General features: G+C 56.9%; 21 protein-coding genes and 1 tRNA gene. 10 read left to right on the plus strand and 12 right to left on the minus strand.

Translation table 11 applies throughout. The annotated features are described in order from the left end of the window. The first annotated feature begins 18 nt into the window (after nt 1-18). The 3 genes from K2Q04_RS03535 to K2Q04_RS03545 are packed head-to-tail and all read left to right on the plus strand — an operon-like array spanning nt 19 to nt 2,503. The gene (locus K2Q04_RS03535; RefSeq protein WP_291159320.1) at nt 19-228 is read left to right on the plus strand and encodes a 4-oxalocrotonate tautomerase family protein; all 210 of its coding nucleotides are present in this window, start codon (nt 19-21) and stop codon (nt 226-228) included. Between the two features lie 10 nt (nt 229-238). Further along, complete coding sequence (locus K2Q04_RS03540) at nt 239-1,045, plus strand: alpha/beta hydrolase (RefSeq protein WP_291159323.1); 807 nt, start codon at nt 239-241, stop codon at nt 1,043-1,045. Between the two features lie 9 nt (nt 1,046-1,054). Continuing rightward, nucleotides 1,055-2,503, plus strand: coding sequence for an NAD-dependent succinate-semialdehyde dehydrogenase (locus K2Q04_RS03545; protein ID WP_291159326.1), 1,449 nt, complete (start codon nt 1,055-1,057; stop codon nt 2,501-2,503). A 36-nt stretch (nt 2,504-2,539) separates the two neighbouring features. Here the strand turns inward: K2Q04_RS03545 and K2Q04_RS03550 are convergent, their stop codons facing one another. From K2Q04_RS03550 to K2Q04_RS03565, 4 genes are all read right to left on the minus strand, one after another. Further along, nucleotides 2,540-4,027 (minus strand): aldehyde dehydrogenase family protein, encoded by a 1,488-nt coding sequence (locus K2Q04_RS03550; RefSeq protein WP_291159329.1) that lies wholly within the window; start codon nt 4,025-4,027, stop codon nt 2,540-2,542. Nucleotides 4,028-4,126: 99 nt separating this feature from the next. Then, entirely contained in the window at nt 4,127-5,356 is a 1,230-nt protein-coding gene (locus tag K2Q04_RS03555) for a D-arabinono-1,4-lactone oxidase (RefSeq protein WP_291159332.1), read from the minus strand. Between the two features lie 322 nt (nt 5,357-5,678). Beyond that, nucleotides 5,679-5,876, minus strand: a complete 198-nt coding sequence (locus tag K2Q04_RS03560) for a hypothetical protein (RefSeq protein ID WP_291159334.1) — start codon at nt 5,874-5,876, stop codon at nt 5,679-5,681. A 15-nt stretch (nt 5,877-5,891) separates the two neighbouring features. Continuing rightward, nucleotides 5,892-6,212, minus strand: coding sequence for a hypothetical protein (locus K2Q04_RS03565; RefSeq protein ID WP_291159336.1), 321 nt, complete (start codon nt 6,210-6,212; stop codon nt 5,892-5,894). Nucleotides 6,213-6,368: 156 nt separating this feature from the next. On the opposite strand from K2Q04_RS03565, the gene K2Q04_RS03570 reads away from it, so the two are divergent. After that, entirely contained in the window at nt 6,369-6,614 is a 246-nt protein-coding gene (locus K2Q04_RS03570; protein ID WP_291159338.1) for a hypothetical protein, read from the plus strand. 168 nt (nt 6,615-6,782) lie between these two features. After that, nucleotides 6,783-7,841, plus strand: a complete 1,059-nt coding sequence (locus K2Q04_RS03575; protein WP_366935737.1) for an AI-2E family transporter — start codon at nt 6,783-6,785, stop codon at nt 7,839-7,841. On the opposite strand, the gene K2Q04_RS03580 is transcribed toward K2Q04_RS03575, so the two are convergent. From K2Q04_RS03580 to K2Q04_RS03595, 4 genes are all read right to left on the minus strand, one after another. Continuing rightward, nucleotides 7,828-9,594 carry a metallophosphoesterase gene (locus tag K2Q04_RS03580; protein ID WP_291159341.1) on the minus strand — a complete coding sequence of 589 codons (1,767 nt, stop codon included), beginning with the start codon at nt 9,592-9,594 and terminating at the stop codon, nt 7,828-7,830. The two genes, K2Q04_RS03575 and K2Q04_RS03580, sit on opposite strands and share 14 nt — an antisense overlap. A 56-nt stretch (nt 9,595-9,650) precedes the next feature. Further along, the gene (locus tag K2Q04_RS03585) at nt 9,651-11,102 is read right to left on the minus strand and encodes a GntP family permease (RefSeq protein ID WP_291159343.1); all 1,452 of its coding nucleotides are present in this window, start codon (nt 11,100-11,102) and stop codon (nt 9,651-9,653) included. 4 nt (nt 11,103-11,106) lie between these two features. After that, nucleotides 11,107-12,159 carry a patatin-like phospholipase family protein gene (locus tag K2Q04_RS03590; RefSeq protein WP_291159346.1) on the minus strand — a complete coding sequence of 351 codons (1,053 nt, stop codon included), beginning with the start codon at nt 12,157-12,159 and terminating at the stop codon, nt 11,107-11,109. Nucleotides 12,160-12,228: 69 nt separating this feature from the next. Continuing rightward, a complete protein-coding gene (locus tag K2Q04_RS03595) occupies nt 12,229-12,798 on the minus strand; it encodes an HdeD family acid-resistance protein (protein ID WP_291159350.1) in 570 nt (189 codons plus the stop codon). On the opposite strand from K2Q04_RS03595, the gene K2Q04_RS03600 reads away from it, so the two are divergent. Further along, complete coding sequence (locus K2Q04_RS03600; protein ID WP_291159353.1) at nt 12,797-13,117, plus strand: hypothetical protein; 321 nt, start codon at nt 12,797-12,799, stop codon at nt 13,115-13,117. The two genes, K2Q04_RS03595 and K2Q04_RS03600, sit on opposite strands and share 2 nt — an antisense overlap. A gap of 113 nt (nt 13,118-13,230) precedes the next feature. On the opposite strand, the gene K2Q04_RS03605 is transcribed toward K2Q04_RS03600, so the two are convergent. Further along, nucleotides 13,231-13,503: a hypothetical protein gene (locus K2Q04_RS03605; protein WP_291159355.1), complete on the minus strand. Its 273-nt coding sequence runs from the start codon at nt 13,501-13,503 to the stop codon at nt 13,231-13,233. 39 nt (nt 13,504-13,542) lie between these two features. Between K2Q04_RS03605 and K2Q04_RS03610 the strand changes: the two genes are divergently transcribed. Continuing rightward, nucleotides 13,543-13,962 (plus strand): M20/M25/M40 family metallo-hydrolase, encoded by a 420-nt coding sequence (locus K2Q04_RS03610; RefSeq protein WP_291159759.1) that lies wholly within the window; start codon nt 13,543-13,545, stop codon nt 13,960-13,962. Between the two features lie 152 nt (nt 13,963-14,114). Here the strand turns inward: K2Q04_RS03610 and K2Q04_RS03615 are convergent. Beyond that, a tRNA-Gly gene (locus K2Q04_RS03615) sits at nt 14,115-14,188 on the minus strand. A 921-nt stretch (nt 14,189-15,109) separates the two neighbouring features. Between K2Q04_RS03615 and K2Q04_RS03620 the strand changes: the two genes are divergently transcribed. From K2Q04_RS03620 to tatA, 3 genes are all read left to right on the plus strand, one after another. Continuing rightward, a complete protein-coding gene (locus K2Q04_RS03620; protein WP_291159358.1) occupies nt 15,110-16,978 on the plus strand; it encodes an amidohydrolase family protein in 1,869 nt (622 codons plus the stop codon). A gap of 141 nt (nt 16,979-17,119) precedes the next feature. After that, the gene (locus K2Q04_RS03625) at nt 17,120-19,879 is read left to right on the plus strand and encodes a SagB family peptide dehydrogenase (RefSeq protein WP_291159361.1); all 2,760 of its coding nucleotides are present in this window, start codon (nt 17,120-17,122) and stop codon (nt 19,877-19,879) included. 104 nt (nt 19,880-19,983) lie between these two features. Next, on the plus strand, nt 19,984-20,184 hold the full coding sequence (tatA, locus tag K2Q04_RS03630; protein WP_291159364.1) for a twin-arginine translocase TatA/TatE family subunit: 201 nt from the start codon (nt 19,984-19,986) through the stop codon (nt 20,182-20,184). A 53-nt stretch (nt 20,185-20,237) separates the two neighbouring features. Here tatA and K2Q04_RS03635 read toward each other — a convergent pair whose 3' ends face one another. Continuing rightward, nucleotides 20,238-20,714, minus strand: coding sequence for an AraC family transcriptional regulator (locus tag K2Q04_RS03635; protein ID WP_291159367.1), 477 nt, complete (start codon nt 20,712-20,714; stop codon nt 20,238-20,240). A 311-nt stretch (nt 20,715-21,025) separates the two neighbouring features. Beyond that, nucleotides 21,026-21,994 (minus strand): helix-turn-helix domain-containing protein, encoded by a 969-nt coding sequence (locus K2Q04_RS03640; protein ID WP_291159370.1) that lies wholly within the window; start codon nt 21,992-21,994, stop codon nt 21,026-21,028. Nucleotides 21,995-22,160 lie beyond the last annotated feature (166 nt).

A 22,160-nucleotide genomic window follows, 5' to 3' on the forward strand; every position in this document is an offset into this window, starting at 1 on the left:
AATTCCAGGAGACTTCCCATGCCGATTATTACGGTCGAAATCTTTCCCGGCCGCACCATTGATCAGAAGCGCCGGATCGCAAAACGCCTGACGGACAGCATGGTCGAAATCTGCGGAGCTAAGCCCCAGGCCGTGCATGTGCTCTTCACCGAGGTGGATACCACCGACTGGGCCGTCGCGGGGGAGCTCTGTTCCGATCGCGCGTCCGAGCCAACGAAATCCGGCTGAGGCGCGCAAGATGGCAATCGACTGCGATTACACGATTGAGGGCGAAGGTCAGGCCCTGTTTCTCATCCATGGCATCGGCGCGCGCAGAACCGGATTTGCGAAAATCGCCGATCATCTGAAAGAGCATTTTCTATGCATTTCATATGACCTGCGCGGCCATGGCGAGTCTCCGATACCCGAGGGCCGCTTCGGATTGAACGATCTTGTCGATGATCTCGAGGCGCTTCGCAGCAAGCTCGGTATCGAGTGTGCGCATTTCGCAGGGCATTCGCTCGGCGGAATGATCGGGCCAGCCTACGCGCGCCGCTTTCCGGATCGGGTTCAGTCGCTTGGGCTTCTGTCGACCGCCGCCTTCCGTACGGAAGACGACAGCGCAAAGGTGAAGGGTCTCGGCGTAATGCTGCGTGAGCAGGGAATTAGCGCAGTGCTCAACACCATGACGGCGCGCTGGTTCACGGATGAATTCGGCGCCGCGCGCCCGGATGTCATCGCCCGGCGCGCCCAGCAGGTGCTCGATACGCCTCCCGAAATCTTCATGAACGTCTTTGACATTTATGCGGGGACGGAGATGGGGCCTTGGCTCCACGAGATCACAGCGCCCGCTCTCGTGATTACCGGGGAGCTCGACGGTGGTTGCAATCCACGACTGAACCGCCTCATCGCTGACGCACTTCCGAATTCGGAACTCGTCATTCTCGACGGCTTGAAGCATGCGATCACGCTCGAAGCCCCCGATCGTGTCGCTACGCACATGCTACGTTTTCTAACCAAGCACTCTGCAGGCGGCGAAGCGAAAACGCCTGCCGCCGTACGTTAAGGGATCATCATGGCCGCCAATTTGCCGGACGCATTTGTCCATACCAAGCTTCTGATCGATGGCGAGTGGCGCGATAGTAGCGACGGCCGGAAGATCCGCGTTATCGATCCTGCAACGGAAGAGATATTCGGCTCCGTCGCGCACGCGACGCTGGCGGATCTCGATGAGGCATTGGCCTCGACGGAGACCGGCGGCTTCGCGTGGATTGCGATTCCGCTCCCGGAGCGGTCGAAGATCATTCGCAAGGCCGGCGAAACGCTGCGGGCGCGCGCGGCCACGATCGCACCGCTGTTGACGCGCGAGCAGGGAAAGCCGCTCGCCGAGGCGCTTCTCGAAGTCAACTCTTCGGCCGATTTCATCGAGTGGTTTGCCGAAGAAGCCCGGCGTACGTATGGCAAGGTCATTCCTTCGCGTTGGCCACATGTGCGCCAAATGCTGATCAAGGAGCCGGTCGGTCCCGTAGCGACGTTCTCGCCGTGGAACTTCCCGATCGTCGCAATCGTGCGGAAACTAGCGGCTGCTCTCGCCGCGGGCTGCCCCGTCATCGTCAAGGGGCCGGAAGAAACGCCGGCATCGGTCGCCGAGGTCGTTCGCGCATTCGTGGACGCGGGCGTGCCGCGCGGCGCCGTCAATCTCGTCTATGGCGAACCGGCCGAGATTTCGCGTTACCTGATCAGCCATCCCGTCATTCGGAAGATCTCTTTTACGGGATCGACGTCCGTTGGAAAGCAGCTCGCGAGCCTCGCAGGCCTGCATATGAAGCGGGTGACGATGGAGCTTGGCGGACATGCTCCGGTCATCGTCACGGAAGACGCGGATATCAAGAACGCGGTCACCACGCTCGCGCAAATCAAGTTCCGGAATGCCGGACAGATCTGCATCGCGCCGACGCGGTTTCTCATTCATGAGACCGTCTTCGAACGCTTTCTGAAAGGCTTCGTCCAAGCGGCGCAAGCCATCAAAGTCGGTAACGGTTTCGACGCCAGCACCCAAATGGGTCCGCTGGCGAACGAGCGGCGCATTCCAGCGCTCGCAGAGTTCGTCGCCGATGCCGTTTCAAAAGGCGCAGACTTGCAGACCGGAGGCCGCCGGATCGGCAACAAGGGATATTTCTTCGAGCCGACCGTTCTGGCGCACGTGCCGATCAGCGCGCGCGTCATGAACGAGGAACCGTTTGGACCGCTGGCGATCATCAATCCCTATTCGGATTTGGATGACGCGATCACAGAGGCCAACCGGCTGCCTTATGGACTTGCTTCCTACGCTCACACCAAGTCCCTTGCGACGGCGCACGAACTCGCAAGCCGGATCGAGGCCGGAATGCTAACGATCAATCACAATGGGCTGAGTTTTCCGGAAGTGTCCTTCGGGGGCGTCAAGGATTCCGGTTACGGCAGCGAAGGCGGCCCGGAAGCGATGGAACCCTATCTCAGCAGTCGATTTGTTACGATGGCCTGAGGCGACGTCGCCGCCGGTCCACCTGCGGGCCTCTGCTCAGTCTCGAAAGTCGAACCAAACGGCCTTCGGTTGGGCGTAGTTGCGCAGCGCATAGAGCGAGAGATCGCGGCCAAAGCCCGATCCCTTGAAGCCACCGAACGGCAATGCCGGATCGAGGGCATCGACGGCGTTGACGCTGACGGTGCCGGCCTGAAGCCGAGCTGCAACGCGGTGAGCGCGGCTGAATGATCCGGTCCAAAGGGAAGCTGCCAAGGCGTAGGGTGAATCGTTCGCCATGCGTATGGCTGCTTCTTCGCTGTTGAAGGGAAGAACGCAGAGGACAGGGCCGAATACTTCTTCGCGCGCGAGTTCGGAAGTCTCGGCGAGACCGGTGACGATCGTCGGCTCGATGAAGTTATCGCAGCCTTCGACGGTTTTCGTTACGCCTCCGAATACGCGGCCGCCTTCGCGTTTGCCGCCCGCGATCTTGGCAAGAACGGCGTCGCGGTGAGACGTTCCGATCATCGTACCTGCCGGCGTCTCGGGGTCGAGTGGAGCGCCGGGTGAATAGCCAAGCGCCTCTTTCCGAAGCTTTTCGACAAACTCGTCCGCGATCTTGTCCTCTACCAAGAGCCGGCTATTCGCCGAGCAAACCTGACCTTGATGGAAGAAGATACCGGCGGCCGCCGAACTTGCGGCGCGATCCAGGTCGGCGGTATCGGCAAATACGACGTTCGCGCTCTTGCCTCCGCACTCGAGGCTGATCATTTTCAGATTGGAATGGGCGGAATATTCGAGAAACTTCTTGCCGACCTCCGTCGAGCCCGTAAACGAAAGCGCATCGATGCCAGGGTGCAGGCCCATGGCGCGTCCCAAGTCGGCGCCACCCGTGACGACGTTGAAGACGCCCTCAGGAATCCCTGCTTCAACGGCCAACGCCGCGGCAAGCAATGCGCTTCGGGATGATTTTTCGTCGGGCTTCAGAACGACCGAGTTACCGAGGATGAGCGCCGGCGCGACTTTCCAGAAGGCCGTTTCAATCGGGAAATTCCAAGGGATGACCGCGCCCACAACGCCAACGGGCTGGAGATTGATCGTGGCGAGAACGCCGGGACCGACTGGAGCCGTCTCGCCGTAGATTTTGTCAACGGCTTCTGCGTACCACCGCAATGTCGTGGCCGAACCTGGAACATCGCGCAGAAATGAATCCCGGATTGCCTTGCCGGTATCCAGTGTTTCGCAAAGCGCCAGAGGTTCGCTGTTTTCTTCTATCAGCGCGGCGAGCTTCAAGAAGGCTTCCCGTCGCTTGCTGGGATGGCAGCGCGACCAGGCTCCATCGTCGAAGCGCCGGCGCGCCACGTCGACGGCACGGTTCAGAAGATCATCATCGGCGAGGGCGAGTGCGTACTGCGGCAGACCTGTTGCTGGGTTCACGTGCTCGAGCGTTGCTGCATTCGGGGATGACACGAAGCGGCCGTCGACGAACGATCTTGCTTCGGCTTGAAAGCGAGCAGCTGCGTCGATCCATTCCGATTTTGTTTTCATTTTGGTTCCAGTCGGCTCGGTTCCAGTTGGCAGGCGAAAACATGTCGAGGCGGCCGGCCGTTTCGGCGGCCGTTTGAGAGTGATGCGACGGCAGGAGCGCTAGCCGAAAAGCGGCTCAAGATAGTTGTTGAGGAACATGCCCTCGGGATCCATCTCGCGCCTTACGGATACGAAGTCTCCGTGGCGCGGATAGATGTGCTCCAGCCGCTCGCGGTTCAGAAAGTGGATCTTTCCCCAGTGTGAGCGCCCGTCGTACTTCGCGAAGATCTTGTCGAGGCCGCGGAAGAAGTCGAGATCTTCCTTGCCCATTCTGCCCGACGCGGAAATCGCGATGCGCGGCCCGCCGTAATATTCCGAGAGATAATTGTCGTCGCCGGCCGTGAAACGCATCTCGCCGGGGACCGTCACCACCTCAAACAGATCTCGAAGCGTGGTCTTTATTTCTCTGAAGCATTCCACGCCGACGTCGAGAGGAACCATGTATTCCATCTCGTGGAAGTCGGGCGTGTAGACCTCCGGATATATTCTGTAGCTGCGGTCGTATCGCCGGCGTATCTCGTATCGTGAAAGCTCGCCGACATCGATCGGATTTGGATCGAAGATGCGGACGTAAGCGCAGTCGTCGAAGCGTTCCGGATTGCCCTCTGCCGACACGCCCAGCCACTTGACCGAGGGTGCGGACGTACACCAGAAGTAGCCGAAATGACGGTATTTATTGATCATCTCGGCTTCGATTTCTGCGGCGGCCTCATAGGGCATTAGGCCGACCCATTCGTGGAGATGATAGGCTTTTGTCACCTTCATCTTGACTTGCGTGACGATGCCTAGAAGACCCAGGGAAACGCGCGCCGCGCGCATCTGATTTTCATTGCTGTCGTCAAGGGTGCGAACGCCTCCCGTGGCATCAACGATGCGCAGTGCGTCCACCATCGACGACAGGTTTTTCAAACTCAGGCCTGTGCCGTGAGTGCCTGTCGATATCGCTCCAACGATGCTTTGCGTATCGATATCGCCTTGATTGCTGAGGCCAAGACCGAGCTCCCAGAGAGCGTCGCCCATGTCGTGAATTTTCGTGCCGCCCCAGATGGTCGCGGTATTATTCTCGAAGTCGTGCGCGGCAATTCCCTTCAACTTATCGGTGCAGATGACAACACCTGAGTTTGGTATGAGAGGCACGTTGGAATGGCCGGTCCCCGCCGCTCGGACTTTCAAGCCTTTGTTTTTTGCGAACGTTACCGCTTCGACGATGTCATCCTCCGACTGGGCGTCGACGACGAAAGCGTTGCAGCTTTGATTGCCGTACCAGTTGGTCCACGTGCCGTGCTTCATTGCGTTACCTTCTCGGGCGTTTCCCATCTCGCGCAGCCCAGCCGATTTCGATCGAAAAAATCGACGGACCACGTCCCCATGTTCGAAGTTTCAAAGCCCCTTCGTTGCCCCGAAGACGAGGATGAAGGAAAGGCTAAGCTTGAAACTTGAGGCCCGTAAAACGAATAATTCAACATGTACAATTGGGTTTTTTGAAACTGTCGGAGGCTTTAGTTGGCGCATAGGGACTCGCCTGCGGCGAGCCGGCCGCTATGCGCGGGCCAGAGGGCACAGCAAAACGGCCCGCATCTCGATGCGAGCCGTTGAGGGGCAGCCAAGAACGTCAGGATTTGGCGCCGTTAACGCTGTCAGTGAGTTGCTCGGTCGTCTGTTGGACGAAGATATAGCGGCCGCCCACGAAGCTGATTTTCGTTCCGGACCGTCCCGATTGATTGGCCTTCTCGAACACTTCAACGTTGTCGAAATTGACGTTGACAGCTTCGCCGGTGGCCAAGTCAGTGCATTCGAGAAACTTCGGCACGGGCACTCCGGCGGTCTAATTCGGCTTCACGACTTTCGAAGTCGGTCTCTTGGCCTGCTGCACGGGGCTTTTGGCGATGCTCTTAGCGGCGATCCGCGTTTTCTTGACGGGCGGCGGTTCGAGAGCTTCGCGCGCGAGACGTTCGGCACGCAGACGTTGCGTCTTGATCTGAATTGCGAGCCGTTCGGCTTCGCGGTCTTGGATGGCCTGTTCGGCCTCGCGTTGGCGACGGAGCTTCGCTTCAGCAACTCTCGATTTTGCAGCTTCGCGATCACGTTCGGGCTTCGTTGCATCAATTGCCGTTTGATGCTGGACGGGCTTCGAATGGTTCCACATGGCCTTATATGTGGGGTTTCGAGGTGCATTGTGCAATCCCAAGCTGTCGGACGGCGACGGCTCCGGCGAGATGGTCCAATCCGCCCGGTTTCAATTGGTTGGCCGTTAGCGCATAGTTTGCTTTATGGTGTCCGCCGAGGAAGTTGAGGACAGACAATGATTCACTGGAAGCCTGTCGGAGAATACGTCGAGCCCAATTGGGTCAAACTGGGAACGGCGTTGCCGCCGACGCTTTTTTGGCGTCCCAAGCACGGAGCCATCCTCGGCTATATCCGGGACGGCGAACTCTTCGACGCGAAGTGGATATACGTTTGCGACAGCAACAAGGTGACGGACTTCTGCCCCATCAATCCGCCGGGTGACAATATCATCGATCTGGATGCTCATCGGGCTGGGGCGTGATCTCGGGCAGCGGCATACGGTGTGCCCCGGCCGTTAGGTGCATGAACTCGTTTCTGCGTGCGGTTGAGGCTGCAACTTCCGATGCAGCTTGGTCGCGATATAGTAAAGTATTCAGACTGCGAACACGGATGACTTGACCGCTGGAAGTTGCAAGCTCAGACTTTCTCCGTGACCGCGCCTGAACCCTCATCTCAGTCTCCGGCTAGCCGAACGCTTCTTGCGATGCTCGGCGTGTGCACCGTTGTGCTGGTCGCTGGCGCGCTTTCGCTGGCGCAGGCGGTATTCGCACCGCTGGCTTTCGCTCTCTTCATCATGGCGATCGCGTGGCCGCTACAGAAGGGCTTGCAGACGCGCGTTCCGCAGCTTGTCGCCCTCGCATTGACCATGGCGGCGACCATTTTCGTGGTGTTCGTTTTTGCGTCGCTGGTCGGTTGGGCGACGGCTCGCGTCGCCCGATTCGTCGCCAGCGATGCCGAACGGCTTCATTCGCTTTATCGCTCGATTGCCGCATGGCTCGAAAGTCATGGCATTGAGCTTTCCGGGCTGTGGGCGAGTTATTTCAGCGTCGACCAATTGATCCGCTTCGCCCAGCAGGTCACTGCGGGCCTCAATACTGCCGTCAGCTTCTCAGTTATCGTCTTCATCTACGTTTTGCTGGGGTTGCTGGAGGTGGACGACGCGCGCGTTAAACTCCAAGGCTGGAAGCACGGAAAAATCGGCGAAGTGCTGCTTGCTGGCGGCGCGAAGACAGCCATCAAGCTGCGGCGGTACATGCTGGTACGGACGCTGATGAGCGTCGTTACCGGATTGCTTGTGTGGGCGTTTGCGTTTCTGGCGGGGCTGCCGCTTGCACCGGAATGGGGCGTCATCGCATTTGCGCTGAACTTCATCCCGTTCATAGGCCCGCTGATCGCGACTGTTTTTCCGACGGTGTTCGCCATGGCGCAGTTTGAATCTTGGCAGATGGCGGTTCTTGTCTTCGCGTGTCTCAACGTCATTCAATTCGTGGTCGGCAGCTATCTCGAGCCGCGGTTTGTCGGCAACGCGTTGTCGATTTCGCCCTTTGTCGTTTTGTTCGCGGTCTTCTTCTGGACCTATCTTTGGGGCCTTTCCGGAGCCTTCATCGGCGTTCCGATTGTGATCGCGCTGCTGACGCTTTGCGAGGAGCATCCGTCGACGCGATGGATTGCCGACCTTTTCGGAGCGCCCCGAGCTAATTGGGCGTAGCAGTCGCGGCGGACAAATCATTTTCCGCCTGCAGATCTATGCGTTCGGGTTCGAATAATGCGAGTTTCCCTTTCGCGTCGATGCCGAGATTGTGGATGTAGAAATAGGTGTCCCGGTCGTTCGTCACGTCCATCACGGGCGATGGCGCGGAGACGATGACGAGGCCGCCGCACATGCCGATCCAGTCGATATGTCGATGGCCGTGCATGACAACCGCTTTGTCTGATAGTTGCTGCATGCGACGCACGAACCAGGTCCCATTGACGAGCGCGGTGCCGACACGTTCGGAGATTGCCTTCGCGGCCTTCGGATATTCGATCATGTGATGGTGGAGCGCGAGTATCCACCTGGCGTTCGGAAATTGCGCGGTGACTTTCTCAATTGCGCGTGTCTGTTCCTGCGTTACCAAGCCGAGCGCGTTTGTGAATGAGAAATGCGTCTCAGCGGTTGAATCGAGAAGTATGACGCCGATCCCGTCCTCCTTTTCCGGAGGCAGCACCATGGGAAACGCTTCAGGCCACAGTCCCGCCAGATCCCACGCCAGGCGCACTGTTCCCCGGTCTGAGAATTCGATGATCTTTTCAGCGTGGGGCGCGAGGAATTCTTCCAGCGTAGCGCCCAGTTTTCCCGTCGTGTCATCGACAACGTGCACGCGCTTGCCTTGTAGACTCGCCATCGTCGAGAGTGCCCGGATCTCACGCAGACGCCGCTTGGGGCTCGTCGGCAAATCCAGGCGGGCGGGATTGGCGCGGTCTACGACGTTGAGGTCGTGATTTCCGGGGAGAATGACCGTCAATGCCGCCAAATGCGGGTACGGCGACAGCGCTTCGATGAATTCCGCCCATTCCGGTGAGCGTCCTGCATCCGTTATGTCTCCGGTGATCAGGATGATATCGAGGGGACGCTCTCGATGTTCTGCGTCGAGCTTCGCCAGCGTTTGCTTCAAGCGTTCGTTGCCTTTCGGACCGGATCGTCCGCCCTCGATGCGAAAGCCGTATCTCTCTCCGACGACGTGAATGTCGGAAAGATGCGCCACCCGCCAAATTGGTCCCGTCGCCGGAGCTTGCGCATAGCGCGGAAGATCGCGAGGTTGCGGCATGAGGGTGTCGGCCAGACCCCAAACCAATCCAGCGATGGCCAGATAGGCGGCGACTATGACGATGCTATTGTGAAGTGCGATGTGCGCAAGACTTGATGGGGACGAGAGATCGGCTAGAGACCCAGTCCAGCGCGTGTTCGGCCAAGCGAGCGCGATCATCCATACCGACACGCCGCAAATCAACAGGCCCGATACGGCGGCGCTGACGGCGCGTGCGATGTCGCGCGTGCGTTGATCGACATCAGCCGGCAGAAAGCGCTCCGCGAGTTGACGCAGCGCTTCGCGCGACAGTGCATAAGCTGGTTGGACCGCGAGCGCGTTCAATGACCAGAAGTTCGCCTCGATGAGGCGCCACAGCGGCTTGCCGCCAAACCATCCAATGGCAATAAGGATTGCCAAAAGGACGGGAGCCAACAGGCCCGTAAAAATTTCAGCCGCTTTCGACGAGACGGAACTGAACCAGATCGATGCGAGCAGTGGCCCGGCTCCGAGCAGCAAAGCAGGCAAGACAATCAAAATTGCCCACGCGGCTATGAGTTTAGGCAAGCTGATTTCTGCCAATAGACTTCCGGCCAACGAAATGAGCGTGCGCCGTTTGGTACTTGATGCGTCGTCCTCGACATCACCTTGGCGCGGGTCGACGATCGGGCGCATTGCCTTGTGCCTCCTATGCAACTGGATCCGCGCGTCGGCAGGTGGCGAGGAACTCATCAGAATGTTCCAAACGCCGAACCCAGAACAATCACTGCCGCCAAGGCAATGATTGCGCCAACGATTGCGACCATGACGATGTCAAAATAGCTTTCGCGATGCGTCGTTCCGCAGACCGCGAGAAGCGATACGACGGCGCCGTTGTGCGGCAGGCTGTCGAGAGTTCCTGAGCCTATCACGGCGACGCGGTGCAGAAGCGCCGGATCGATCCCGTGTTGTGCGGCGAGAGTCATATAGGTCGGGCCAAGCGCATCGAGCGCAATCGTCAATCCGCCCGACGCCGATCCTGTCAATGCGGAAAGAATGTTGGTGGCGACGGCGAGGGAGACGAGCGGACTGCCACCGATCGATAGAACCCAATCTCGTACGATCGCAAAGGCCGGTAGCGCCGCCACGACTGCACCAAAGCCCACGAGGCTTGCCACGCTGAAGGCGGGCAAGACTGAGGCATTGGCTCCCGCATCCATGCTCTCGCGGAGTGCTGGCAGGCGTGCCCGGTTGATGAAGACGAGCGTCAAAATCGCGCTGAAGAGCGCGACGACCACCGCCCATACGCCGCCGACGGCCGAAAGAGATGTCGAACCCCAGCGGGGATCGGCCAAGAAAGCGGCGTTCAAGCGCGGCAGGACGAACATCGACATCATAAAGTTGACGCTGACGACCACGATCAGAGGCAGCGCCGCCAAGGCGATCGGCGGCAAGGCTTCACTGCGATGGCCTCGATGGATTTCGGCGGGATCGAATTCGCGTGCGGTCGTTGCAAGTTCGCGCACACGTTCATTGCTTACTGCTGCATCGACGTCTTCACTCGGAGCACCGCCGCTTTCATCGGAGCGACGTGCTGAGTTTTCGGCGCGCTTGAGCCACCACAGGCCGAAGCCGAGCATGATAGCTGACGCGATAATGCCGAGGCCGGGCGCGGCGAACGGAGTGGTGCCGAAGAACGGCATCGGGATTGCGTTCTGGATCGCGGGTGTTCCCGGCAACGCGGACATGGTGAAAGTCGATGTACCGAGCACGATCGCCGCCGGCATCAGCCGAAGTGGAATCCCGGCGTCATGAAACAACGCTCGCGCCATCGGCGCCAATACAAAGAACGCCACGAAAAGGCTGACGCCGCCGTAGGTAACGATCGCGCCGGCCAGGACAACAGCGAGTATGGCGCGCTTCGCTCCGAGCTTCTTCGTCATGAAACCGGAAATGGCGGCGACCGAGCCGCTGTCTTCCATCAGCTTGCCGAAAAGCGCGCCCAGCAGAAAGATCGGGAAGAACTGCGCCAGGAATTGCGCTGCGCTCCCCATGAAGGTTTGCGTCCAATTGGCGAGCAGCGGCTCGCCTGCGAACGCAGCGGCAATGAGGGCAGCAGCGGGCGCGAGCAAGAGGACGCTCCAGCCCCGGAAAGCAAAATATACGAGCAGGCCCAGGCCGATCAGAATGCCGATAAGACCCACTGCGTCATACTCCTTCGAGAAGGGTATCGAGGTCGAATGATGACCGTTTGCCTAGGTTTCTTCCGTCCTTCTCAAGAAATGCTTCTGCCGCGCGGCGCCCTTCATCGCGCAGCATGCACAGAAACGCCCACTCGGCATTGAGCTTGGAGGAATAGCCGAGCGCGACCATCGCTTCACTCGAAATGCGATGAATACGCATACCGGCCCAAAGGGCGCCCTCGCAGCCGCCCGTGTTGGCCACCTGCCGCAAAATCGCAATCATGCGCAATTCCTTCATCAGAACGGAATTGAACGAAACCTCGTTAAGCCGATTGAGAATATCGCGCGCGGATTGAGGTATTTCGGGCCGTTCAATCGGATTGATCTGAATAAGGATCGTATCTTTGGATGTGCATTCGCGGACGAGCGGTGTGATCGTCGGGTTGCCGGAATAGCCGCCGTCCCAATAGCTTTCGCCATTGATATCGACGGCCTGAAAGAGCGTCGGCAGGCACGCGGACGCGAGGAGGACCTCAGGAGAGATATCGGCGTTTCGAAACACGCGGCCCTTGCCCGTTCGCACATTGGTCGCCGTGACGAACAGCTTGATCGGCGCGCGCGCCAGCCGGTTGAAATCGATGTTTTCGAGCAGGATATCGTGAAGCGGATTCGATCCTGCCGGGTTCAAGTCGTAAGGCGAGAACACGCGAGACATCAGATCCATCGCGACGAACGCCGGGGACGTGTCGAGCGTCCAGCGTCCGAGTATCACGTCGAGCGGCGTTCGCTGGAACGGACTGAGCAAAGCGGCGTGTGATACATTGCGCCAGTATTTTTCCAAGGCGGCGCGCGCTCCTGCAGCGCCGCCTTCGGCGTGACCATCAACGAGAACGGCAGCATTCATGGCGCCGGCAGACGTGCCGGAAATGCCGTCGATATTGAGCCAGCCTTCCTCAAGCAGGCGATCCAAGACCCCCCACGTAAAGGCGCCGTGAGATCCGCCGCCCTGCAAGGCGAGGTCGATCGAACAGGACTCTCGGCCGGCTTTCCGGCGGGCCTTAGAATTTTTAGCAGCCATCGTCGCTCACGCTGGACCCAAAAACTCTTCGCCCGCCTGCCGGACCGCAACACTTAGCTGTCGACGGCGTTACGCCGGCACAGAATTTCTTTCGCGCCGCAAGCGGCCGCCGAGCGAGATCCACCACACTCCATGGAGCAAGAGATCGATGCCGACCAGAAGACCCAGGACCCACAAGCCGCTAACTGGCCATTGCGCGAGTATGACAAGACCCGCAACGATGCCGACGATGCCTGAGATAAGCAGAAGCGAGCCGAACCATTCCCAGTACTGAAACGCCTGGAAGATGCGTACGAATCCGGAGGCAATCAGCGATACCGCAAATACAAAAGTGATAATGATGGAGGCTCGCGCAGGATCCGCTATGAGCATCAGCCCGCAGACTACGTACAGCAGTCCGACGAGAATTCTGAAAGCGAAGCCGCGCCAATGCTGCGCGGAGAAGGCCTGAAATACCTCGGCCACTCCCGCGACGGCGAGCAGAATGCCGATGAGAAAGGCGCTGATAACGGTCGCTGCAACGACATCGCCGAGAACGAAGATACCGGCAAAGATGAAGATGGCGCCGACGAGAATAGCGCCCCACCAACTGGGATCTGCCGCTTCCGAACGCGTCTCTGGCATTGGTCTGGCTGTCATGACGAACCTCTCGAACTTCGAAAAAAAGTCTGTTGAAGCGATGCCTGCAATCGGCCTCCTCGCTTCGGGACGAGGCGCCGATTACAATTGCGATGGCGAGGATGAGCTTGGAATTCGTTACTTATCTGTAGCGTCTGGCGAGGTCATTTTAGGTACCTCGTTGCTCATGGAGTTCGTTGCAGGGAGTTTCCCGTCGTCCCCCATTCTGTGGGCGGTGCCATCCGTGCCGGTGCTCGAGCCTGTGCCGGCGCCCATATCCGGAACGCGGCCGCTGACGGCGCCGCTCGCCGGAAGCTTGCCGCTGTCGCCCATGGAATGAGATGAACCGTTTGCGGCTGGCATATCTTCAGCTGTCGCGGGAAGAGTCGCCGCGCCCAAGAGAAGTGTGGCGGCCGCAGTGGCAAGAATATATTTCATCTTTGGACTCCTTGGTTATTTCTCCAAGTGTCCCCCGTCTATTCGGGCAGTATAGAGACGATGCGTTATCCGTCCCAAAAAGTATTTTTTTAAATGGCTAATAGCGTTAATCCGGCAATTGCCAACACAGAAGAGCACACCGCTTTTCGGTGCTGATTCATCGAATACGCAGGCGATGGTCCCGAAAGCGATGCCGTTGCCACCGGCCGGGACCAATGCGGCGTCGGTGTCCGGCACCTCATCGTCAATGTCTATCGCCACCTGGCGGGGGATGGTGATGGCGCACATCGAGCGCTTCATGAGTTTAGGGCTGAGGGCGTGGCTGTCATGACGCCGGCGGCGACCGGGCCGCGGACGCCTGCAGCCCTCTTCGATCTCAGAACCGTATGGCCTAGAAGCACGAATCGCATTCTGAAACAGATCGCGAGCGCAATCGGCCCCGACATCGATATTTCGCAGCAGCTCTCCGTCCCGAGCTTGGCGACCGATATCGACGATCCCCGGGTCAAGCGCGTCGAGCGACTCGTTCAATCGCTGACGGGCGAAAGTCAAAAGCCGAGAGCGGCGACTTTCTTTACCGATGGCGCGATACTGCGCGAAGCCTTCGACCTCGCGCCGACGGTCCTGCTCGGTCCGGGCGAACCTTTTCTCGCACACCAGACGGACGAATGGTGCAGCGTAGACAGGATCGAAGCTGCGTGCGCGATGTACAAGCTGATCATCGAAGATTGGCAGCGGGCTGCATAGTCACGTTCCGGAGAACGTAAAACGGGCGCCCGTGCGCACGGAACGATAGAGTTTGAGCGCAGTACGCAAATGTCGCGGATGGGTCGGAGCGAACGAAAGCAGCTCAAAAGTCGGACTGGCAGCAACGATTTGAGCTAGGCCATTTGAATCCTTGGAGCGGGCGAAGGGAATCGAACCCTCGTATGCAGCTTGGGAAGCTGCCGTTCTACCATTGAACTACGCCCGCGAAGCCTGGAATCATTGGGCTTTTCGCATGGTCCTGACCCCGCTTCAACCCGTTCAAAACGAGAACAAACCGATTAAACGGGGCAGACGCTCCCGAAGTCGTTCGGATGTCGAACTTGGAGACATCACGGTCCTTGGAGTTTTAGCCCTTCGTTGTGTGGGGCTTGCGCTGGTTCGGCTGCTCGGCAGCGACCATCCCCTGGACGGCCTTGATCTGCTCGATTGAGGCGAACGGGTAAGGAGAGGGGCTACGTGAGCAGATGAGTGGGTGTCGTCGTCTCGGATTAGATGGAAGCGTGAATCCGCTCCACTTCTGTTGGCAGCGAGTCGAGTTCGACCTCGCGCAATGCGGAATCGAACTGCGCTGTGAATTCATTTGCATGACGGCTTAAGATCCTGCGCGACCCGGAATAATTCCAATCAGATGAGACGGGAAAAAAGAGTTTCCGATATTGGGAGTGAATTCGGGGCATTTCCGCAATGAAACGATTGTGCGCCGTCTAAGTCCCAGTGACAGAAAGAATTGTTTTGCTGCGTAGCTGTCCGGAGGGCGTTTGTTCGTCTTTGTCACTCGCTGCTAGCAGATGCGCTATTTGCGTTTTCCTTCAATGTGGTGAGGCCAGTTCGAATGAATTGCCGGAAGCCGAATTTGGTCGCTCTCGCAATCCTGGTTCACTGGTGATCAAAGAGTTGCGCAGTACGCCTATTGAGCAACCGCCACCTTCGGCGATTAATACAGGCTGATCGGTCTAACCCGGTTGGCCTATGCACACGCACTCCCGCAGTGCGTGATCGCGGACTGCTGGCCAATCAATTGCACGCGGATCGATTGACGGAGAACCGCGGGTGCGGGGCTGCGCTGTTTGCTCGAATGCCTACGAAAAACAATAACGAAAACAATAAAAAGCACTAGGAGGAGACCATGGCGAAAACCAAATCGCAGGAAGAGTCGATCTTAAATCTCTCTCGTCGCGGATTTCTGGGAACAACGGCAGTAGGTGGGCTCTCACTCGCCGGGCTCGGCCTGAAGGCCGGTATATCTGAGGCTGAAGCTCAAGGGCGCGGCGCGCCGCCTAAAAATTCTAAAGATAAAACCCTTCTCAAAGGCGGGGTCGTTCTCTCCTTGGATCCCGCTGTTGGCGATTTCCAAAAGGCAGATGTCCTAATCCAAGGCAAAAAGATCCTTGCTGTGGGCCCTAATCTCGGGGGTGCTAGTCACGTTGTAGATTGCACGGGCATGATCGTCATGCCTGGCTTCGTTAGTACTCACAACCACCAATACGAAGCCGTACAGCGCAGCTTGATCTCGGATGGTCTCATCATTATCGGCGGAGATCCGGATACCCAGCCGACGTCGACGGCGCAGAACATCTATGAATCCTACACCACCGTCGTGCAGAGCATATGGACGGCAGGCCGCATTGGGCCGGCAGCTAATCCGCAATGGGATTTAGGTCGGTCACCTTACGATCCCGAGGATTGTTACAACGCTGAGCTTATTGCTTGTCTCAGTCAGATTACGCAGGGCATCACCTGCGGCACAGACACGTCTCAGTGCAGCCACACGCCTCAGCATACCGACGCAATGATTCAGGCGTGCTTCGACTCCGGGCGGCGCACGTTGTTCGATTACAGCAACGGGATCAATAGGAATGCGAATCAAGCGGTTCCACCGGCGGTAAAAGCCGTCCCATACAATATTCCTACGGGAGCGTACGAATTTCCTGATGCAACCGTTCCGTTCACGACAGGCCAGGTCACCGGCCTCGAACGCATTGCGAAAAAGTACTTCTCTTCAAAGGACCAACTTGTAACCCTTGGATTCGCGGGAGGCGTCGTTCCGCTAGCCAATCTTCCGGGTTCATATAAGAACATGACGGGCATCGAGCTGGCTCGTCAGTTCGGCGCTTACATCAATGCGCACAACGTCGGTGACGCAACTATTCCCAAGAAGGCACTACTGGCAAAGCTCGCGCCGTTTGACGACATAACCCTTGTGCACTGTGTTCGGTGGCAGGACAATTCCATTGCACAGTTAAGCTATGGTGGTTTGGGTTATCCCGCGCCAGCAACATCGGAAGCGATGAAGATCTGGGCCGACAATGGCGGACATATTTCCATTGCAGTTCTCATCGAGCAGCAAATGCGGCACGGCATGCCACCATTCCAGCTGTGTCTCAATCACGGGATTCTGCCAAGTCTCAGTCCAGACGTCGATACGAACATGACGGCAGATCCATTTTCTCTCATGAGAGGCGCTTTCTGCCTTCAGCGTGGCCTCGCAAACGATCTGGCATATTCGGCGGCAAGCGACCCAGGAAATCTCCCGATACCGCAGCTTATAACAACTCGGCAAGCGGCAGAGATGATGACGATCGCAGGCGCTGTCGGAAGCGGTTTGGGCCAAAAAGTTGGGACGCTCACGCCCGGCAAGGAAGCCGATATCGTCATGCTGGAATACGACAACATAAACTATCAGCCCATGAATAATGCCTATGGCACAGTGGTTACCTTGATGGACACCAGCGCTGTCAAGCACGTCATGATCGCGGGCAAAATGGTTTACTGGAACAGAAAGCTTGTGGGCGTCAATGTCGATCGGATCATTGCCAAAGCAGTGAAGTCTCGAGACAACCTGCTTGCAAGAATTCAGGGCAAGGCCTGGGGCAACGACACAGACATCATCAATCGTGGCATGAACAGCCAAGGCAATCCGTACCGTCCGGCATTCCTGACATCGTGCTGTCACAACGGAATGTCGACCGCTCCACAATACGTCCTGCGGCCATAGCGGTGCAGTTTCAATAAGTATTGTGGGCTTCGGGGGCCGGCTGTTGCGGCCCCCGTTCGCAATTCAAGTCATTTCTGTCCACATCGAGGTTGACGACGTATATATGCGAGTTCTCTCGATAAGATCCGTGGCGCGACAGGTATGACGCATAAAAAAGCAAAGAAGCAGGGAGGTGGCAGCGATCATGGCGCTGCCTATGCTTCCCGGAACAGCAAGTCAGAATATCTTCAGCGGGCGGAAAGAGCGCAGCAGCTTTTCAATGCTGGTGACCCGGTGGCGGCGCGAAGGGTCTTTGCGGAGATATTGGGGGCATTGGACGCGAGCCCGAGTTTCGCGCGAGCAACGACCATGGATCAAATCGGTCGGTGCTTCCTCGCGGAGGGCTCATTCGCCTTGGCGATCGAACAGTTTGAGCAGGCGATCGCAATTTCCAGAAAGCTGCCAGCGACGCCTGGAGTTCACTCTTTACAAGCGACCCTTCAGTCCGACCTGGGCGAAGCGTTGCGCTGTATCGGTGAATTTGTTCAGGCCCGAAGTTGCTTTCTCGCGGCCATTAAAATCGGGCGAAGCATTGGAGATAAGCGGGCCGAAGCCGTTGATACCGATCGGCTCGGCTCGATGTTCCTTCGCGAGGGAATGCTCGAGGAGGCGACATCGAGCTTTAAGACGGCGATATCGCTTTTCAGCCAAGTTGGGGACCGAACTCCGCTGGCCATCGTGCATCATCATCTTGGCGTAGCGTACCAAAGTGCGGGCCGCTATTCAGAGGCGGAAAATGAATACCGCGTTGCTTTGGAGCTTATGGAGGCAACTGGAGAGATCCGAGCGATCGCTGCCTGTAGCTCAGCTTTGGCCGACGTCCTAGGCTCCACATCGCGCGAGGCGGAAGCGGAGGTTTGGCACCGCAAGGCACTCGACGCTGCTTTCAAGGCCGGAAATGACGTAGAAATCCGACGATGCATCGTCGAGCTGACGCAAGCGTTGAGAGGTCGAGCAGATTGTCTATCCTATTGTCGCTCCCTTCTCGAAAATGCGTTGGCTCGCGCGGGCCATTCCTTGGATCGACACGTGTGGCAAATGTACGGCTTGCTGGGACATTGCCTGAGGGACACGTTTGCAAATAGTAATGAACCGCCGTCGGGCGCTGTTCTTACAGTGATTGAAAATTGCCTACACATCTCCGACCTGGGGCCGAGTCTACTCGCCACACTAGAAGGTTTAGGTCCTCGTTCGAGTTTTGCCCGTGCTGTAATGTTTGATCGATTGGCCCACTGTTGCATCGCTGGCCAAAGACCTAGGACCGCCGTCCTTCTCTTTCGTGATGCCCTGCAAACACTTCAGGATCCGGTCGCGGACGAGGAGACCTCGGATAGTAAAGTTCTCCTGCAGCACGCCATAAACAACGCGTTAGGGCACGCGCTCCATTTCAGCGGCAAAGACGAAGAAGCAGTCCAGGCATTCGAAACCGCTCTTTCATTGTCTCAGACGCTTGGCGATCTAAGGGGCGAAGCGGCCGCACGCGAAAATTTGCTCCGACATCCCGCAGGCGGGCAAAAACAGTGGGGCGGGGCGGAAAATATCGAACGCCTTGCGAGCATTGAGAAAGTGCTAGGTGACGTCGGCGGCGCGTCTTCAAATCCGATGCAAGCTGAGCTTGACAGTCAACCGACTGAGGCAAGCTCGAGCACCGGGTCAAAACCAAAACTCGAAGTGGTGCGCGTCTCCGTTCGTGAATACATCCGGACGGAAATCGTATTTGGATCGGATCTGGTTGTAGATTTGCCTCGCCAGACTAAGGTTACGGAAGTTCCTTCGAGGGCAGTTCTTGCGGCGCAGGAAGCAGTTATTCAATTTTCTGTCGGAGTCCGAACTTGGAGAGATTCCGATGGGAACTGCATCGTACACGTTCCGGCTGCCGAGCCACTTTGCGATATTCAGCGCGATTGTGTGATCCTACGGCGAATAGAACGTCAACTCGAAATTTCAGATAGTTCGAGTGTCGTTTGGAGCTTGGTGCGAGAGATTGATGGCACAAAGACCGCTCAGCAGGTGCTCAACGTTTTGCCGGGAGAATATCGTGATGCTGCCGCTTCGATACTATCGGCGCTGACGGACAGCGGTGCAATTGACGTATCGGGGCGACCGATCGGATCCTACTTACACCTTGCCACAAAGAAAGGCACATACTTCGCCCCTGGCATTGTTGGAGAAGAGATTTTAAATCTTGCGAGTGACGGCGAATACCGGGATCACCACGATGCGACCCGGATCGATCTCAGCAAGGCTCATCTGCCAAGTATGGAAGCGTTCGAAACGCTTCGCACACTCACACGAGGGCGCAGATCACGACGCGACTACAGTGGGAAGCCAGTAGACCGTAACAAATTCGATGCGCTGCTTGACGTTGCTTGCGGGATCACAGGCGTGATGCCTTGGCGCGATCGGGAGATCAAACTGCGTGCGTATCCGTCAAGCGGTGCGCTATATGCGGTCGAAATTTATCCGATAATCTTCAACGTCAGCGATCATGAGCCAGGGGTGTATCATTACTCTGCACCCGACCATGCGCTCAATGTCGTTAATCGCCAGATGGATAGGGATACGCTTTTAGCATCCGTCCTGCCATCGGAGAGGCAAATGGTTTCGGGTGCTGCCACATTCATTTGCCTAACGGGAAGATTCAAAAGACACGAACGCAAGTATGGGCAGGGTGGCTATCGCATGATGGTCGCAGAGGCTGGCCACATCTCGCAAAATCTGGTGCTCGCAGCAACGAGTTTAGGGCTTGCGGCTCGTCCCTTCGGAGGAGTCTTCGATAGTCTTTTGAATCGCGAGCTTGGTTTGAATGAAATCGACGAGCAGTTTTTGTTGGGCGTGCTTGTAGGTTTGGGTGAATCCTAGTGTTCACTCGTTGCCAATAAAAAGCACCACCCGTCTGATTTATTCGGCTTTGATTTGAGGCATGCTTGTCCGGTTTCTCGTATTCCAAAGCAGAGAGGTGGAACATGGGTTTGGGAGCACAGCACATACTCTTGCTCATGATCGTGGCGCTCTTGCTATTCGGACGCGGCAAGATATCTGAACTTATGGGCGATGTTGCCAAGGGGATAAAGTCATTTAAAAAAGGTTTGGCGGAAGACGAAAATGAATCTGCTCTGCCCTTGCGCGGTTTGGAGAGGCAAACTGATTACGACACGCTCAAATAGTGTCATTGACCGGTGTCTTCGGGATTTTTAATTTCGTCGCCATCAACGGCCAACTAGCTCGTTTTCTTCTTGCAGTATGATTGACGATAGCGGCCCGGCGTCATGCCTGTCGAAGCGCGAAAAACTCTCGACAGGTGGCTTTGATCCGTAAAACCTGTTCGGAAACTAATTTCAGCCAAAGATAAGCGACCTGCTGCGAGCAGTATTTTGCATTTTGCTATTCGACTATTGATTATGAATTGATGAGGGCTCGTGCCCATGGTGTTTTTGAATAAGCGACAAAGATCGTACGGGCTGCGATTTATCAGCTGGCCAAGCTTCGTCAGACTGAGGTCGCCGTCGAGATGCGAAATTATGTATTCAACCAAGAGGTTGCGAGCTGCGCCTGAGAGTTGGCCTTTTTTGGTCGCGGCTAGGCCGACGGAATAATGTTTTTGAGGATAAGCGACCAAGGGTATGTCGAGAGATTCAGGATAGCTGCTCCCTGATTGACACCCGCCGTCAATTTCCGTCTTCATGAGATGAATCATGCCTCACATCTCCATCGACGATGCCATCGCGATGTTCCAACGGAGGCTTTAATTGACGTATCGGGATCTCTGGCTGTGCGTCGGCCGTCGCTTGAACCGGCGCCGCTCTCGGTTTCTGGCAACTTAGACATTGCCGCCCATTCGCTTCGATTTAATTCTCCACGCGCAAAAGGGGAATATACAGCAAAAGCGAAGCAAGAACATGCAAAACTTCTTGCAAGCTCATTCGATACGCAGGTGAGGGGATTGCGTCGAAGTTCCGTTTGACGAGACAGTGGCTCTATGGAGCGGTGGGAGGTTCGCTCCTTTTTTCAGAGCGGTCCCGACAGTTTTGGGGGATGACCAAAACGCTTTTTGAAGGCCCGATTGAATGACGTGATTTCCCGGAATCCCCACTTGTTGGCGATTGTCGAAATGTAACTATGCTTCTCGGACCTGCAACGAAGATCGTTATAAACGCCATCTAACCGCTTGGCCAAAACATAAGCGCCGAAGGTGGTTCCCGTTGAAGCGAATAGCTTGTGAAGATAGCGCACCGATATATTGAAGTGCGCAGCAATCACACTCGGAGAAATATCTGAATGGATATTGTTTCCAATTTCGATCATTATTCTGCGAAGCAGCCGGTTAGCTTCGGATCGCAAGTGCTCCGGCTCGCTTGGAGCGGATTTCCCATTCGAATTAAACTCGAGGGGGAGTAACTTTACGCTCGCGTCGTAAATGCACTGGAGTTCTTCGAGTGTGGCATATGATATAGAGTCAGCGAGGAGCGAGAGGCAGTTAGCGAGGGGGGTTCGATTGCCAATGGTCGCCACGCCGTCGGACAAAGTCTCTCTTTGCCATGGCTTCAATATTTCCCTTGGCACCCCGATGGCACTCATGACTGCGAACTTAGATCCTTGCATAACGGCAGTGAGGGGTTTGCGACTATCAACAACCACTGTCTGACCTTGGGCGACGCGAACTACCCGTTCGCCGCAAGTTAGGATGCTGCCCCCGACAAGTTGCTGAACAACAAAATAGCCATCGATCGGGGTATTTGCGCAATGCTTTGGATTTCTTTCATTTGTATAGGGGGTGCAGTATAGCCTGCCGTATAATCCGTTCTCTAATAGCACCGCCTCGTGACGCGCGTTGAACGGTTGCTTCGATTCGTAAATGGGGAGCGCCGGGAACAAGCTTTTGCATACTGACTCTCGATAATATTCGAACGAGTCGTTTTGTGAGACTGCCCGTGTGTCCCAGATTTCCACGGGGGCGGTTGAAAGCGTTTCCGTCATGGCGGTCCTACCAGTCTTTTTCTGTTGTCATTACTGGTTGCGCGGGTCGCTTACGTCGATGTCTTCTGCGTGTGCTAGCGTCTTCCTCCAGATTTCCCACTGTATGGGTATGAATGATCCAGAAAATTCTCTTGTAAAATCTTGCGTTCGATTTTTGTGAAAAATG

Origin of the sequence: Hyphomicrobium sp. (assembly GCF_019753045.1) — a bacterium.
Taxonomy (GTDB): domain Bacteria; phylum Pseudomonadota; class Alphaproteobacteria; order Rhizobiales; family Hyphomicrobiaceae; genus Hyphomicrobium_B.